Source organism: Nonomuraea sp. NPDC049784, assembly GCF_040659615.1.
Taxonomy (GTDB): Bacteria; Actinomycetota; Actinomycetes; order Streptosporangiales; family Streptosporangiaceae; genus Nonomuraea.
Genome location: NZ_JBFAMX010000237.1, coordinates 1 through 15,238 on the forward strand (window position 1 = coordinate 1; position 15,238 = coordinate 15,238).

Genomic DNA, 15,238 nt, shown 5'->3' on the forward strand with positions numbered 1-15,238 from the left:
CGGCTTCGCCCGCGACCTGGTACGCCGGGGCCGCGTCATCCCGCAGCTCGTCCCCGGCGCGAGCGCCCCCGAGCCGGGGCCCGAGAGCACGCCCGAGCGCGAGTCCGGCGGCTCCATGGCCATGTGGGCGGTCCCGCGGGCCGACGCGCGGGCCGTGTGGCGGCCCGTGGTGACCGGGGCCGATGCCGGATATTTCCGGGAGCTGGCGCTGGCCATGCCGCCCGCGTGCCGCACCTCCCGCATCGAGCGGCCGTCCGCGGAGGTCCTCCGCGAGGCCCTCGAAGCGTTCACCGACACGCTCGTCCGGCAGACGCTCGCCGAGCCTCTGGTCATCAGGCCCCGAACGCTCCACGAGCGCTGGCTGGCCGCTCTGACCGGCGACACGCCGGAATGCCCCGATGTCCCGGACCTCCGCCGAGAGCTGGAGAGGTGGCGCGACTCGGTCGTATCAGCCGAGGGCGCGACAAGGGTGTGCTTCCGCCTGCTGGAGCCCGCCGACACCGACGACTGGCGGGTCGAGCTGGCGTTGCAGGCCGCCGACGACCCCAGCCTGTACGTCACCGCCGCCCACGTCTGGAGCGGCGAGAAGGTGACCGGGCTGCCGGGCAGGCCCGAGCGGGAGCTGCTCGCCGGGCTGGGCCGGGCGGTCAGGCTGTATCCCGAGCTGGACCACGCCCTGCGCGGGCCCAGACCGAGCGAGCTGGCGCTGGACACGGCGGGCGCGTTCGGGTTCCTGAGGCAGGCGGCGCCCCTGCTGCAGGCGGCCGGGTTCGGGGTGCAGCTGCCGCGCTGGGCCGGGCGTACGAAGCTGGGGCTGAAGCTGACCACCAGGACCAAGACGCAGGCGGCGGCCGCCGGCCAGGGGTTCGGCATGCGGGAGCTGGTCGACTTCCGCGTCGATCTGGCGGTGGGCGGCGAGACGATCAGCGAGGCGGAGCTGGCCGAGCTGGCCCGGCTGAAGGTGCCGCTGGTCAGGGTGCGCGGCCAGTGGGTGGAGCTGGACGACCGGCAGCTCAAGGCCGCGCTCAGGGCCGTGGAGGGTGCCGGCACGGGTGAGGCGACCGCCGCCGACATGCTCCGCCACATCGTCCAGGATGACGACGAGCTGCCCCTGCTGGAGATCGACGCCGACGGCGTGCTCGGCGACCTGCTGTCCGGCCAGGCCGAGCGGCGGCTCGTGCCCATCACGACCCCGGCCGGGCTCGACGCCACGCTCAGGCCCTACCAGGAGCGCGGCCTGGCGTGGCTGAGCTTCCTGTCCGAGCTGGGCCTGGGCGGGGTGCTGGCCGACGACATGGGGCTGGGCAAGACGGTCACCACGCTGGCCCTGCTCGTCCACGAGCGGGCCGGCGCCCCCACGCTCCTCGTCTGCCCGATGTCCCTCGTCGGCAACTGGCAGCGGGAGGCCGCCAGGTTCGCCCCCGGCCTGCGCGTCTACGTGCACCACGGCAGCGGGCGCGACGCCGCCCTGATCCCGGACGCCGATCTGGTGATCACCACGTACGGCACCGCCCACCGCGACCTGGAGTCGCTCAAACAGCACGAGTGGCGCAGGGTCGTGTGCGACGAGGCCCAGGCGATCAAGAACAGCGGCACGCTGCAGGCCCAGGCCGTACGGTCCATCCCTACCGGCACGAGGCTCGCCCTGACGGGCACCCCGGTCGAGAACCACCTGGCCGAGCTCTGGTCGATCATGGAGTTCGCGAACCCGGGGCTGCTGGGGCCGCGCTCGCGGTTCAGGACCCGATTCCAGGAACCGATCGAGGCCCGCCAGGACGAGCAGGCCGCTCAGGCGCTCAGGCGGGCGACCGGCCCGTTCATCCTCCGGCGCGTCAAAACCGATAAATCGATTATCTCTGATTTGCCGGAGAAGCTGGAGGTCAAGGAGTGGTGCCCGCTCACCACCGAGCAGGCCACGCTCTACCAGGCGGTCGTGGACGACATGCTGGCCAAGATCGAGAGCAGCGAGGGCATCGAGCGGCGTGGGCTGGTGCTGGCGGCCATGGCCAAGCTCAAGCAGGTCTGCAACCACCCGGCCCACCTGCTCAAGGACGGCTCCCGCCTGTCGGGCAGATCCGGCAAGCTCACTCGCTTGGAGCAATTGTCCGAAGAAATCCTGGCAGAGGGCGAGAAAGCTCTGCTTTTCACCCAATATGCCGAGTTCGGGAGCATGCTCCAGCCGTACCTCGCCCAGCGGCTCGACACCACCGTCCTCTGGCTGCACGGCGGCCTGCCCAAGAAGACCCGCGACCGCCTGGTCGACCGGTTCCAGCACGACGAGGAGCCGATGTTGTTCGTGCTGTCGCTGAAGGCGGCCGGGGTGGGGCTCAACCTGACGGCCGCCAACCACGTCATCCACGTGGACCGCTGGTGGAACCCGGCCGTCGAGGACCAGGCCACCGACCGGGCGTTCCGCATCGGGCAGCGCAAGAACGTGCAGGTACGCAAGCTCATCTGCGCGGGCACCCTCGAAGAGCGGGTCGACCAGATGATCGAGCGCAAGAAGGCCCTGGCCGAGCGGGTGGTCGGCACCGGAGAGGACTGGCTGACGGACCTGTCGACCGACGAGTTGCGCGAGGTGTTCAGGCTCACGGCGGAAGGGGTGAGCTGAGGATGCCACGCGGTAAGCCGGGGCAGCGGGGGCACGACGGGGGCTGGTTCGACGGCGCCAAGCCGATCAAGGTCGAGGGCGGCATCAAGGCCCGCACCCAGCGGGGCACCATCGGCTCCACCTGGTGGTCCAGGCGCTTCATCGACATCCTCGAGCGCATCTGCGACAAGGGCCGCCTCACGCGCGGCCGCGCCTACGCCCGCCAGGGTCAGGTCCTGTCGATCGACCTGTCTCCCGGGGAGGTCAGGGCGGCCGTCCAGGGCTCACGGAGCAAGCCGTACGAGGTCGTGATCAGGATCGAGGCGTACGGCGAGCAGCGCTGGGCCGCGATCGAGGAGTCGATCGCCGAGCAGGCCGTCTATCGGGCCAAGCTGCTGGCGGGAGAGATGCCGACGGAGATCGAGGAGCTGTTCGCCGCGCTGGGGATCGACCTGTTCCCCCGCGACCTCGACATGAACTGCTCGTGCCCCGACTGGGGCTTCCCGTGCAAGCACCTGTCGGCGGTGCTCTACCTGCTGGCCGAGTCGTTCGACGACGACCCGTTCCTGGTGCTGGCCTGGCGCGGGCGCACCCGTGAGCAGCTGCTCGGCTCGCTGGCGGAGGATGTGCCCAGGCTGGAGGTGGAGGACGTGCCGTTCGCCGACCGGCTGGCCGACTTCTACGCCCCTGGCGCCACGGCGCACCGGCCCGAACGCCGCCCCGCGGCGGCCGCCCCCGACCTGCTCCTGCGCGTCTTCCCGCCACCCGCCGACCTGGCCAGAACGCTCACCCCGGCCTACCGGGCACTCGCCGACTCCTGACCCCAAGCACCTCGGGCGGGGGTGTGATCAGCGGTCCTCGAAGGAGTCGGGCACCATGACGCGCACGCCGTTGGGGACCACGCGGAGCCTGATCGGGGTGCGCAGCCGCACCTCGCCGTCCACGTCGGCCGCCATCGGCGGGTCGGTCTCCAGCAGCATCTCCCGCCCCACCACGAACGGCCCCCCGGCGAGGCTGCGCCACCGTCCGGTGGTCGCCCTGATCAGGGTCTCGCCGAGCAGCCGCAGCTTCTTGCCCGAGCCGAGCTGGTAGGCGACCAGCATGCCGTTGTCGATGCTGATGTCCCTGGCCACCTGCCAGCCGCCGTGGAAGCGGCCGTTGGCGATGTTGAGCTGGTGGGTGAGCAGCTCGTGGCGCTGACCCCCCACCGTGATGTAGGCGCGGAACGGCGTGTGCCCGGGCAGGATGGTCAGCGCGGTCAGCGGGTAGGCGGGGCGCCCCACGACCCGCTTGAGCCACGGCTTGACCCTGCCGGCCACCTCGACGGAGACGCCGAAGCTGGCGAGGTTGGCGAACGGCCGGTCGTCGGCCATGCCGAGGTCGATGTCGGCCACCTTGCCGGTGGCGAACACCTTGATCGCCCCGGCCAGGTCGAGCGGGAGGCCGAGACTTCTGGCGAAGTTGTTGGTGGTGCCGAGCGGCAGCACGCCGAGCGCGACGTCGCGGTGTGCCACGTGGCGCACGGCCGAGGAGAGCGTGCCGTCGCCGCCGCCCACGATGAGCAGGTCGGGCTTGGTGGCCAGGGCCGTGTCGAGCAGTTCGCGCAGCCGCTTGGGGTTGTAGACCGACAGCTCCACCAGCGGCTCGAACCCGAGGTTGTGGATCTGCTCGATGACCTCGAAGTAGTGGCGGCGGCCGCGGCGCGAGCGAGTGTTCACCACCACTGCCACCTTGCGATCCCTCCGGATCGCCTCGGTGTGCTCGTCCTTGGTGCGCAATTCGCTCATGGACACCAATGGTATGGGCCGCCGGGAGGTCCCGGCGGCCCTTGATCATTACTTCTTCGGCGGCACGACCTGGACGATGGCGCCCAGGTTGCCCGGCAGCGGGCTCACCAGCTTGAACTGCACGCCCAGCGCCTTGCCCTCGTCACCGGGGTTGCCGGTGCCGAGCTTCGAGCCGGCGGCCACCCGGCCGTACAGCTCCGTGGCGGGGGTGCCGTCCGGGTGCACCACGCGGGTGGTGTACGCCTGGTCGCCCTTCGACGGCACGACCGCCGAGGCGTCGAAGTCGCGGTAGTAGAGACCACCGTTGATCACTTCGAGGCCCGGGTACCAGGTCTTCGCGTCGGTGAAGGCAGGGACGCCCTTCTGCGCGGGCAGGTCCGTGCAGTACGTACTGAACGGCTCGTCCGCCGCCTCCAGGCACTCCTTGAACGGGTACGTCTTGCCGAACCCGAACGCGGCGTTGGACGACTGGACGCGTCCCTGGAGGTTCTTCTGGAGCGTCGGGTCCTTCTCGGCCGCGGTCCCGGCGCGGCGCAGCGGGTCGAAGTGGGAGTCCACGACCAGCAGGCTGCCCTTGGGACCGAGGCTCGGCGGGAGTTGCAGGGTGCTGCTCACGTTGTTGTTGATGTATGTCGAGTCGCGGTACCACACCAGCAGGCCCGGCGCGTTGTACGCCAGCTTCTGCACCTTCCACGCCCCGTCGCGGGAGTAGTCGGTGTCGTAGGTGTACTTCAGGCCGTTGTCGAAGCCGTCGAAGTTACGCCACTCGGCCAGGTAGAACCGGGAGATCTCGCGCTCACCGTTGTTGCGGGTCCAGCCCTGGCCGCTGGTGTTGGTGAACGTGCCGCCGATGGCCTTCCAGCCGTTGTCGCCCCCCTCGACGTCGTCGCTCCACACGGCCGTCCCGCCGTTGGTGAGCTGGAAGTCGTCGGAGTGCCAGCCGCGCTCCTGGAAGGCGGCGTCGGTGTTGTACGTCAGCCGCAGTTTGATCGTCTGCCCGGCGAACGGGGTCAGGTTGACGTAGTCGTGCCGCCAGCCGCCGCTGTCACCGGTGAGGCCGTACTTCTTGTTGCCGAAGGTCTTGAGGTTCTTGTTCGGGTCCGGGTAGTCGTCAGGCGTGCTGACCTCACTGCCGGCCTCGTCGAAGATCTTCTGCTGGGTCCAGGTCTGGCCGCCGTCGGTCGAGACCTCGACGAAGCCGAAGTCCCAGTCCTGCTCGATCACGTAGTTGTTCCACATCCACAACTTGAGATCGGTCCCGGCGGGGACGGGCAGGTCGCGGGTCAGCGTGAGGTTGGCCCAATCCTGGTCCAGGCCGCTCCACCAGGCGTTCGAGCCGCTGTGGACGTCGAGCATCTTCACCGGCGTGGAGGCCAGGTTCACCCGGACGCCGTCCTCGGTGAGCTTGGGCGTGCGCGAGGACTGGCCGACCGTGACGAGCTTGGCGGCGTCGCCCGGGTTGAACGTCTTCGGGTTCGCCCAGCCGAGCACCCACTTGTCCCACAGGCCCATGTGCGACGGCATCGACTGGAAGATCGGGCCGGAGTGGGAGCCGCTGGACATCAGGTCCCAGAAGTCCACGGCCGAGCTGGCCGCGCCCGAGGTGTCGTACAGGTCGGGCAGGCCGAGGTCGTGGCCGTACTCGTGGGCGAAGACGCCGACGCCCGAGTCCTCGGGCTGCACGATGTAGTTGGAGATCTTCTTGTCGCTGCCGGGGACCTTGTAGCCGCCGGCGACCGCGCTGGAGTGGGCCCAGATCGCGTACGTGCCCTCGGCGCCGCCGTCGGAGGACTTGTCCTTGCCTGCGTGGACCAGCACCAGGTGGTCGATCACGCCGTCAGGCTCGTTGAAGTTGCCGTCGCCGTCGGCGTCGGAGGTGTCCTCGAGGTCGTAGTCGGCCCACGGGAAGTCCGGCTGGGCCTTGGCCAGGGACTCCACCACGTCGATGGGCAGTTGCTGCGCGCCGAGCGGGTTGTCCGGGTGGCCGGACATGTCCTGGGGAGCGCCGCCGCAGGCCGCGGCGCCGTACCAGGCCTCGGAGTGCGGGACCTTGATCCAGCCGACCGCCGAGCCGGTGACGGAGTAGGCGCCCTTGGACATCTCCTCGTACATCTTCTTCATGGTGGAGCCGGAGATGTCGATGCCGGCCTTGCCGTCGCGCGGGTCCTTCAGGTCGGGGCGCACGCGCTCGGTGATGCCCTTGTCGGTGTAGAGCATCTTGTTGAAGTGCTCGGTGCTGAAGTCCTTGACCCAGAAGGAGTTGTTGTCCTTGTGCGGCAACGTGGCCGGGTCGGGGATGTTGTTGTGCAGGGGACCGCTCTTGAGCGTGCCGGCCGGCTCGACCACGCAGTCGTCGGGCTCGCTGTCGATGGTGCGCAGCCGGTTGAAGCCCGAGAAGTCGTCGTTGGCCTGCTCGTTGAACTCGACGAGGATCGTCAGCAACTTGGCCGTGCGGGTCTGCTTGGAGTTCTTGAAAATCCATTCAGCGGGGTTGCGGCCGGTCCTGATGGCCTGGTTCTCGCGGGCGGCGAGGATGCGACCGGCTGCCGGGTTTCCGCTGCTGAACTTCCTGTCGAACTTCTGCGCCGGAGTGAGCGAGCGCTGCTTGCCGCCGTTGACCGACGGCTCCTGCGGATCCTTCTCAACCGCGGGCGGAGCGTAATTGATGTAGTAGTCCGCCGCCGTGGGCTCGTAGTTCGCGACCCCAGTGAGTGACGACGCCGCTTGAGCGGTGGGCACGGACAGGGCGGCGCCGAGAAGGGCGACCGCCGGGAAAGCTGCTAATAAGCGCTTCGTGCTGGGCACCAGTTACCCTCTCTGCCCGGGGTGTCCGGGCGCATGGCCATAGGGTGTGCAATGCCGGACGCTAGAGGGTAAGTCAACGAAACGTAAAGTACGTTGGTAAAACGTGATCAAAGGGGGACATTTAGTACATCACTGGCTCGGTGCCTAAAACAGTATTAGCCCGGCCGTGATCCCGCCCGCGATCGCGCCCCCGTAGCAGATCACCGCTATGACCGGGTCGAATCTCGCGATGCCGAGCAGCTCCTCGCTGGTGAACCTGATGCGGTGCGCGGCGTGGAAGAGGCAGAGCACGACGACCGCCAGGAGCGCGAGCCGTACCAGCACGTTGTCCACCAGCGCGCGCAGGTGCTCGGCCGTCGGCCAGTCCACCACACCGAGCGGCATGAGCACCCCGAAGAGCAGCACGAGCACCGGCAGCACGAATGCCGCCACCACTCCCCCACCGCTGAAGAGCAGCCACAGGTACGGCTCCAGGGTGCGTCTCATGGCGACCTCAGGACGAAGTAGGCGATCAGCACGGAGATCACCACCCAGGCCGAGTGGTTGCCACCCTGGATCATCCAGGCGGGCACGCGCCAGCCGTCCAGACGGACGACGGTGGCCTTGGGGGCGAGGTTGAGGAACGTGATCGTGTGGAAGGCGGTCGCGGCCAGGGCGAGCACGTTGATCGCGATCATCCACGGCCGGCCGGCCAGCGTGGCGAACTCCTGGAGACTCCCGGTACGCACGGCGTCGATGAACATCAGCAGGAAGACGATCGACCAGGCCACGAAGACGCTGGTCAGCTCGCGCAGCACGAAGAAGGTGTAGTGCCGGGTGCGGACGAACCACAGGTTGTCGCGCCGCGGCCGGTAGGCGGTCGTCATCGCTTGCTCCACGGCAGGACGGAGCGCAGGGCTGCGGTCAGCTTGTAGCGCTGGATGGCCTCGGCCGGGTCCACGTGCTTGGGGCAGACGCGCGTGCACTCTCCGACGAACGTGCACCCCCACACGGCGTCCTCCAGGTTCAGCACGTCGAACCGGTCGCCCATGTCGCGCGAGTCCAGGTTGTAGCGCTGGGCGAGCGCGATGGCTGCCGGGCCGAGGAAGTCGGGGTCGAGCACGTAGACAGGGCAGGCCGAGTAGCAGAGCAGGCAGTTGATGCACATGCTGTACTGCTTGTACGCGTCCAGCTGCTCGGGCGTCTGGGCGTACTCGGTGGTCAGCGGCAGCTCCTCGCCCTCCCTGATCAGCCAGGGCCGCACGGACGACAGCTTGGCCAGGAACTCGTCGATGTCGACGACCAGGTCCCTGATCACCGGGAAGCCTTTCAGCGGCTCGATCCTGATCGGACCCTCGCCGTACTCGGTGAGGAAGGTGCCGCAGGTCAGCCTGGGCTCGCCGTTGACGGTCATGCCGCAGGAGCCGCACACGCCCATCCGGCACGACCAGCGGTACGACAGGCTGCCGTCGAGCTGGTCCTTGATGTAGTTGAGCCCGTCGAGCACAGCCCAGTCGGCCGTGAGCGGCACGTCGTACCCCTGGAACACCGGCTCGTCGTCCTCGCCGGGCCGGTACCGGGCGACCTCCATCCTGATCGTCCGCGTCGCCTGGGTGGTATCAGTCACGGCCGTACACCCTTTCTCCCGGAGGCCAGCGGGTGATCGTCACGGGCAGCAGGCCGACGGACGGGGAGCCGTCGGGCGCGCGGTGCACCAGCGAGTGCGCGAGGTAGGCGTCGTCGTCCCTGGCGGAGAAGTCGGTGCGCTGGTGCGCGCCGCGCGACTCCTGCCTGTTCAGCGCGCAGGCCACGATCGTCTGCGCCACCTCCAGCATCGTGTGCAGCTCCTGAAGGTTGATCAGCTCGGTGTTGAACGCGGTGCTCGTGTCGTCGATGCGGACCTCCTCGGCACGCCCGCGCAGCTCCGCGAGCGCGTCGACGGCCTTGGTCAGCACGTCGCCCGTGCGGTAGATACCGGCCGCTCCTTCGAGCGTGTGCTGCATCTCCTCGCGCAGGTCGGCGATCCGCTCACCGGTCCTGCTGCCCTCCCGCGCGCGTTCCAAGCGCCGCCGCTCGTCGTCCCCCTGAGCCCGTACGGCCGACGCCTCGCCGTCCCGGTGGGACCTCGCGAACTCGGCGGCGGCGGTCCCGGCCCGGCGTCCGAAGACCAGGCACTCCGGCAGCGAGTTGGAGCCGAGCCGGTTGGCGCCGTTGATGCTCACGCAGGCCGTCTCCCCCGCCGCGAACAGCCCGGCGATCGGGGTGGCGCCGTCGATGTCGGTGTGGACGCCGCCCATCATGTAGTGCACGACCGGGCGCACGGGGATGAGGTCGGTGGCCGGGTCGAGGTTCTGGTAGCTCCTGCACAGCTCGCGCACGAACGGGATGCGGGCGTCGATCTTGTCCTCGCCCAGGTGGCGCAGGTCGAGGTAGACGACCGGGCCGTACGGGGTGTCCACCGTGCGGCCCTTCTGCTGCTCGTGCACGAACGCCTGGGAGAGCCGGTCGCGCGGGCCCAGCTCCATGCTGCGCAGCTTCGGCGTGGGTGTGGGCTTGCCGAGGTCGTAGTCCTGGAGGTAGCGGTAGCCGTCCTTGTTGATCAGCCAGCCGCCCTCCGCTCTGGCCGCCTCGGTGATGAGGATGCCGGTGAACGGCAGGCCGGTCGGGTGGTACTGGACGAACTCCATGTCCTTCAGCGGCGCCCCCGCCCGGTAGGCCAGGGCCATGCCGTCGCCGGTCTTGATGGCGGCGTTCGTGGTGAAGGGGAAGACGCGGCCGCAGCCGCCGGTGGCCAGGATGACGGTCCTGGCGGCGATGGTCTCGATGCGGCCGGTCCTGATCTCGACGGCCACGACGCCGTGGACGCGGCCGTCGTCGACGACGAGCTTGGTGACGTACCACTCGTCGTACCTGATGACGTCCTGATATTTCAGAGTTGTTTGGAACAAGGTGTGCAGGAGGTGGAAGCCCGTCTTGTCGGCGGCGTACCAGGTGCGCATCTTCTTCATGCCGCCGAACGGGCGGACCGCGACGCGGCCGTCGCTCTCCCGGCTCCAGGGGCAGCCCCAGTGCTCGAGCTGGATCAGCTCCTCGGGCGCCTCGGCCACGAACGCCTCGACCGCGTCCTGGTCGCAGAGCCAGTCACCGCCGGAGATCGTGTCGTAGCAGTGCTCGTCGAGCGTGTCGCCGACGCCGATCACCCCGGCGGCGCCCCCTTCGGCGGAGACCGTGTGGCTGCGCATCGGGTAGACCTTCGAGACGACCGCCACCTTGAGGGAGCTGTCCGCCTCGGCGACCGCGATGGCCGCCCGCAGGCCCGCTCCGCCTCCTCCGACGATGAGCACGTCGATCATTTACGTCACTTCCCGTGGTCGGGTTGTATCGGGTCCTTCACCCGCTTGCCGTCGTGCCGGATGGCGGACAGGTGGATGCTGCCGTCGTGGTACTCGTGCCGGATCCTCCGGCAGCCGCAGTCGAAGAGCTGGTCACGGATCACCAGGCCGTAGCCGTCGTCGTCGACGAGGCGCTCACCGCCGGACTTCTTCCCGCAGGGGGCCGTCTCGGGGGTGAAGGGGATTTTCGTGCCTGTCATCGCCGATCTCCCTAGATAGGCGAAATTTCATGATCAATCGGGGTTTTCCTCTGGGGCCTTGGCCGGCTCGACCTCGGCGGCCTCCTCGCGCTCGACCACGGGCGGCCGCTCGGCCTGCGCACGGGGGTAGTGCAGGTCGAAGGCGGGTCGCTCGGAGCGGATCGGGGGCATGCTGAGGAAGTTGTGGCGCGGCGGCGGGCACGTGGTGGCCCATTCGAGGGAGTTGCAGTAGCCCCACGGGTCGTCGAGCGTGACCTTGGGCGCGTGCCTGGCCGTCTTCCAGACGTTGTAGAGGAACGGCAGCGTCGAGGCCCCGAGCAGGAACGCCCCGACGGAGGAGATCTGGTTGAGCGTCGTGAATCCGTCGTTCACGCCGTAGTCGGCGTACCGCCTGGGCATGCCCAGCTGGCCGAGCCAGTGCTGCACCAGGAACGTGGTGTGGAAGCCGAGGAACAGCGTCCAGAAGTGCGCCTTGCCGAGCCGGTCGTCGAGCATTTTGCCGGTCATCTTCGGCCACCAGAAGTAGAAGCCGGAGAACATGGCGAACACGACCGTGCCGAAGACGACGTAGTGGAAATGGGCGACCACGAAGTAGGTGTCGCTGATGTGGAAGTCGAGCGGCGGCGAGGCCAGGATGACGCCGGTGAGCCCGCCGAGCAGGAACGTCACCAGGAACCCGACCGCGAAGAGCATCGGCGTCTGGAAGCTCAGATGGCCCCGCCACATCGTGCCGATCCAGTTGAAGAACTTCACCCCGGTCGGCACCGCGATGAGGAACGTCATGAACGAGAAGAACGGCAGCAGCACCTGGCCCGTCGCGAACATGTGGTGCGCCCACACGGTCATCGACAGCCCGGCGATGGCGATGGTCGCGCCGACCAGCCCCAGGTAGCCGAAGAGCGGCTTGCGGCTGAACACCGGGATCACCTCGGAGATGATCCCGAAGAACGGCAGCGCGATGATGTAGACCTCGGGGTGGCCGAAGAACCAGAACAGGTGCTGCCACAACATCGCGCCGCCGTTGGTCGACTCGAAGACGTGGGTGCCGAGCTTGCGGTCCGACTCCAGCACGAGCAGCGCCGCCGCGAGCACGGGGAACGCCATCAGCACGAGCATGCTGGTCAGCAGCACGTTCCAGGTGAACAGCGGCAGCCTGAACATCGTCATGCCGGGTGCCCGCATGCCGATGATCGTGGTGATGAAGTTGACCGCGCCGAGGATCGTGCCCAGACCCGACAGGGCCAGGCCCATGATCCACAGATCTCCGCCGATCTGCGGCGAGTACATCGCCGTCGACAGCGGCGTGTAGGCGAACCAGCCGAAGTCGGCCGCCCCGCCCGGCGTGAAGAACCCCGCTACCACCATCAGCCCGCCGAACAGGAACAGCCAGTACGCCACCGCGTTCAGCCGCGGGAAGGCGACGTCGGGCGCGCCGATCTGCAGCGGCATGACCACGTTGGCGAACCCGGCGAACAGCGGGGTGGCGAACAGCAGCAGCATCACCGTGCCGTGAATGGTGAAGAGCTGGTTGTACTGCTGCTGAGTGACCAGCTGCATGCCGGGGGCGGCGAGCTCGGCCCTGATGAACATGGCCATGACGCCCGCCACGAGGAAGAACCCGAACGAGGTGATCAGGTAGAGGTACCCGATGACCTTGTGGTCGGTCGTCGACATCCAGGAGGCGATGACGGTCCCGGTGCGGCGGCGCCTGACCTGTTCGATCGAGGTCTCTCGAACAGTCGTCACGGCTGCTCCCTCCTGCGCGGAGTGCTACCTGAGACGGACCGCCGGAGGCGGCCCGGACTGCCCCGATCTACCCATTGCACGCCAACCAGCGCCGCTCGGGAAGGTGTTCTTTAACATTTCGCCCGGAAGCTTTGACGGGTCTTCGCAACATGCGACTCACGCCTGGCGTCCCACATTGCGGATATTTACCGGCTCACCTGGTGGCGTCTTCTATTCTTCGTAGCCGAAACCGACTTCGGAGGAGATCTCGTGACTGCTCAGGCTGACTACTCCGCCCTCGTCCAGCGAGGGCTCTCGCTCGACCTCACCAGGGGCAAGCCGTCGCCGCGCCAGCTCGATCTCTCCAACGACCTGCTCAAGCTGCCCACGTCGTACCGGGCGGCCGACGGGACGGACGGCCGTAACTACGGCAACCTGCAGGGCCTGACCGAGCTGCGCGAGCTGTTCGCGCCGCTGGTCCAGGTGCCCGCGGGCCAGCTCGTCGTCGGAGGCAACTCCAGCCTGGCCTTGATGCACGACACGATCGTGCACGCGCTGCTCACCCCGGTGCCGGGCGCCGCTCGGCGGTGGGTGGAGGAGCCGGAGGTCACGTTCCTGTGCCCCGTACCCGGATATGACCGGCACTTCACGATCACCGAGCGGTTCGGGATCAAGATGGTGCCCGTCCCGATGAACGCCGACGGCCCCGACATGGACGTGGTCGAGCGCCTGGTGGCCGGTGACGCGAGCGTCAAGGGCATCTGGTGCGTGCCGAAGTACAGCAACCCGTCCGGCGTCACCTACAGCGACGAGACGGTGCGCAGGCTGGCCACCATGCCGGCCGCCGCCCCCGATTTCCGGATCTTCTGGGACAACGCCTACGCGGTGCACCACCTCACCGACACCCCGGACGAGCTGGCCGACCTGCCGGCGCTGGCCGCCGAGCACGGCAACGCGGACCGCGTGTTCGTCTACGCCTCCACCTCCAAGGTGACGCTGGCGGGCTCCGGCGTTTCGTTCTTCGGCTCCTCCCCGGCGAACGTCGAGTGGTTCCTGTACAACACGAACAAGCAGTCCATCGGCCCCGACAAGATCAACCAGCTCCGCCACGTCGAGTTCCTGCGTGACCCGGCGGGGGTGGCCGCGCACATGAAGCGGCATGCGGAGCTGATCGGGCCGAAGTTCGAACTGGTCGACAAGGTGCTGACCGAGCGGCTCGGCGACCTCGGCACCTGGACGAGCCCCAAGGGCGGCTACTTCATCAGCCTGGAGGTGCCGCACGCCGCCGAGGTGGTGGCCAAGGCCAAGGCCGCGGGCATCGCGCTGACGCCGGCGGGCGCGACGCACCCGTACGGCAAGGACTCCGCCAACCGCACGATCAGGCTCGCTCCCACCTTCCCCGGGCTGGAGGAGCTGGAGCAGGCCATCGAGGGCCTGGCCGTCTGCGCCCGCCTGGTGGCGGAGGAATTGGGCTGATCAGCGGCCGTTGCCCCTGAAGCCGAAGATGTACTCGCGCGTCTCGCTCGGATGGAACGAGACGCCGACCCCCGGCTCGAACACGACGTTGTCGCGGGCGCAGTAACAGAGTCTCTCCCAGACGGCCAGGGCCTTCTCCCTGGCCGGGGCCTCGAGGTTGTCGCGCTTGCGGGCGCCGTACGAGCCGAGCACGTTCAGCAGCCCCAGCCCCCAGAACAGGCCCGTCAGGCAGAACGGGGCGAGCAGCACCTCGCCCCACTTGGGGTCCTGGCCCATCGCGATGACCAGCGAGACGACCAGGTGCACCAGGGCAGCCACGCATAACAGGATGTAGCCCTGGTTCCTGGCCCACGGGGCGTAGTGGCGGCTGGGGAACGACAGCCAGACCGCGAGTTGTGTTCGGCTCATGACGTGCTTCGACGCGCCGAGAGCCGCCCTGGTGGGCAGGTCCGCGACCTCGCGCGCCCCGGGCAACCTGACCCTGCCGATCTTGTACGTGGTCCCCGAGGCGACCGCTCCGGGGACCGCGACGATCTGGTCAGTCTCCGAACACACCGGGCACCTGACATCCACCCGGGCAGTCTGGCCTTAAGTCACGACCTGCGCAAACCATCGGGTGTACCGCCCCTGAGGTAGCGGTGATTTGCACCTAGAGTGCATAGTGTGAGACCGATTGACGCCTTGGTGAACTCGCTGCCCGAAGCCCGCGTCCTGACCGACCCGGACGTGATCGACTCCTACGCCCGCGACCGCACGTTCGTGGAGCCCGGCAAGCCGCTCGGCGTGGTGCTGGCCGCCTCCCGCGACGACGTGGTGACGACGATGAAGTGGGCCACCGAGCATCGGGTGCCGATCGTGCCGCGCGGTGGGGGCACCGGCCTGGCGGGCGCCTCGGTCGCCGGTGACGGTTCGGTCATCCTGTCGCTGGCCAAGATGACGGCGATCAGGGAGCTCTCCCCCGCCGACGAGATCGCCGTCGTCGAGCCCGGCGTCATCACCGCCGACCTGGACAAGGCCGCCAGGGAGCACGGGCTCATGTACGCGCCTGACCCGTCGTCGTACGAGATCTCCACGATCGGCGGCAACCTGGCCACCAACGCGGGCGGGCTGCGGTGCGTGAAGTACGGCGTGACCAGGGACTCGGCGCTGGGCCTCGAGGTCGTGCTGGCCGACGGCCGCATCCTGAACACCGGCCGCCGCACGATGAAGGGCGTCACGGGCTACGACCTGACCGGGCTGTTCGTCGGCTCGGAGGGCACACTGGGCGTCATCACGGCGGCCACC

At 68.7% G+C, this 15,238-nt stretch carries 13 protein-coding genes; 4 read left to right on the plus strand and 9 right to left on the minus strand.

Annotation, left to right across the window (positions count from 1 at the left end; translation table 11 throughout):
* Together AB0J09_RS35175 and AB0J09_RS35180 are read left to right on the plus strand one after the other, a co-directional pair.
* On the plus strand, positions 1-2,611 hold a 2,611-nt coding region (locus AB0J09_RS35175; RefSeq protein WP_360700474.1), incomplete at its 5' end, for a DEAD/DEAH box helicase.
* 2 nt (positions 2,612-2,613) lie between these two features.
* Positions 2,614-3,411 (plus strand): SWIM zinc finger family protein, encoded by a 798-nt coding sequence (locus AB0J09_RS35180; RefSeq protein WP_360700477.1) that lies wholly within the window; start codon positions 2,614-2,616, stop codon positions 3,409-3,411.
* Positions 3,412-3,438: 27 nt separating this feature from the next.
* On the opposite strand, the gene AB0J09_RS35185 is transcribed toward AB0J09_RS35180, so the two are convergent.
* The 8 genes from AB0J09_RS35185 to ctaD form a co-directional block, all read right to left on the minus strand.
* Positions 3,439-4,377 carry a diacylglycerol kinase family protein gene (locus AB0J09_RS35185; RefSeq protein WP_360700479.1) on the minus strand — a complete coding sequence of 313 codons (939 nt, stop codon included), beginning with the start codon at positions 4,375-4,377 and terminating at the stop codon, positions 3,439-3,441.
* A gap of 48 nt (positions 4,378-4,425) precedes the next feature.
* On the minus strand, positions 4,426-7,182 hold the full coding sequence (locus AB0J09_RS35190; protein ID WP_360700482.1) for an immune inhibitor A domain-containing protein: 2,757 nt from the start codon (positions 7,180-7,182) through the stop codon (positions 4,426-4,428).
* 144 nt (positions 7,183-7,326) lie between these two features.
* Positions 7,327-7,668, minus strand: coding sequence for a fumarate reductase subunit FrdD (gene frdD / locus AB0J09_RS35195; RefSeq protein WP_360700485.1), 342 nt, complete (start codon positions 7,666-7,668; stop codon positions 7,327-7,329).
* A complete protein-coding gene (locus AB0J09_RS35200) occupies positions 7,665-8,048 on the minus strand; it encodes a hypothetical protein (protein WP_360700487.1) in 384 nt (127 codons plus the stop codon). Before AB0J09_RS35200 ends, frdD begins: the two co-directional genes overlap by 4 nt.
* On the minus strand, positions 8,045-8,788 hold the full coding sequence (gene sdhB, locus AB0J09_RS35205; RefSeq protein ID WP_360700490.1) for a succinate dehydrogenase iron-sulfur subunit: 744 nt from the start codon (positions 8,786-8,788) through the stop codon (positions 8,045-8,047). The genes AB0J09_RS35200 and sdhB overlap by 4 nt, the downstream gene beginning before the upstream one ends.
* Positions 8,781-10,514 carry a fumarate reductase (quinol) flavoprotein subunit gene (frdA, locus tag AB0J09_RS35210; RefSeq protein WP_360700492.1) on the minus strand — a complete coding sequence of 578 codons (1,734 nt, stop codon included), beginning with the start codon at positions 10,512-10,514 and terminating at the stop codon, positions 8,781-8,783. The genes sdhB and frdA overlap by 8 nt, the downstream gene beginning before the upstream one ends.
* Before the next feature lie 5 nt (positions 10,515-10,519).
* Positions 10,520-10,753 (minus strand): hypothetical protein, encoded by a 234-nt coding sequence (locus tag AB0J09_RS35215; protein ID WP_360700494.1) that lies wholly within the window; start codon positions 10,751-10,753, stop codon positions 10,520-10,522.
* Between the two features lie 33 nt (positions 10,754-10,786).
* On the minus strand, positions 10,787-12,499 hold the full coding sequence (ctaD, locus tag AB0J09_RS35220) for a cytochrome c oxidase subunit I (RefSeq protein ID WP_360700497.1): 1,713 nt from the start codon (positions 12,497-12,499) through the stop codon (positions 10,787-10,789).
* Between the two features lie 249 nt (positions 12,500-12,748).
* On the opposite strand from ctaD, the gene AB0J09_RS35225 reads away from it, so the two are divergent.
* Positions 12,749-13,954, plus strand: a complete 1,206-nt coding sequence (locus tag AB0J09_RS35225; RefSeq protein WP_360700499.1) for an aminotransferase class I/II-fold pyridoxal phosphate-dependent enzyme — start codon at positions 12,749-12,751, stop codon at positions 13,952-13,954.
* On the opposite strand, the gene AB0J09_RS35230 is transcribed toward AB0J09_RS35225, so the two are convergent.
* The gene (locus AB0J09_RS35230; protein WP_360700502.1) at positions 13,955-14,509 is read right to left on the minus strand and encodes a hypothetical protein; all 555 of its coding nucleotides are present in this window, start codon (positions 14,507-14,509) and stop codon (positions 13,955-13,957) included.
* A gap of 108 nt (positions 14,510-14,617) precedes the next feature.
* Between AB0J09_RS35230 and AB0J09_RS35235 the strand changes: the two genes are divergently transcribed.
* The coding region (locus AB0J09_RS35235) for an FAD-binding oxidoreductase (RefSeq protein WP_360700505.1) at positions 14,618-15,238 on the plus strand (621 nt) is incomplete at its 3' end.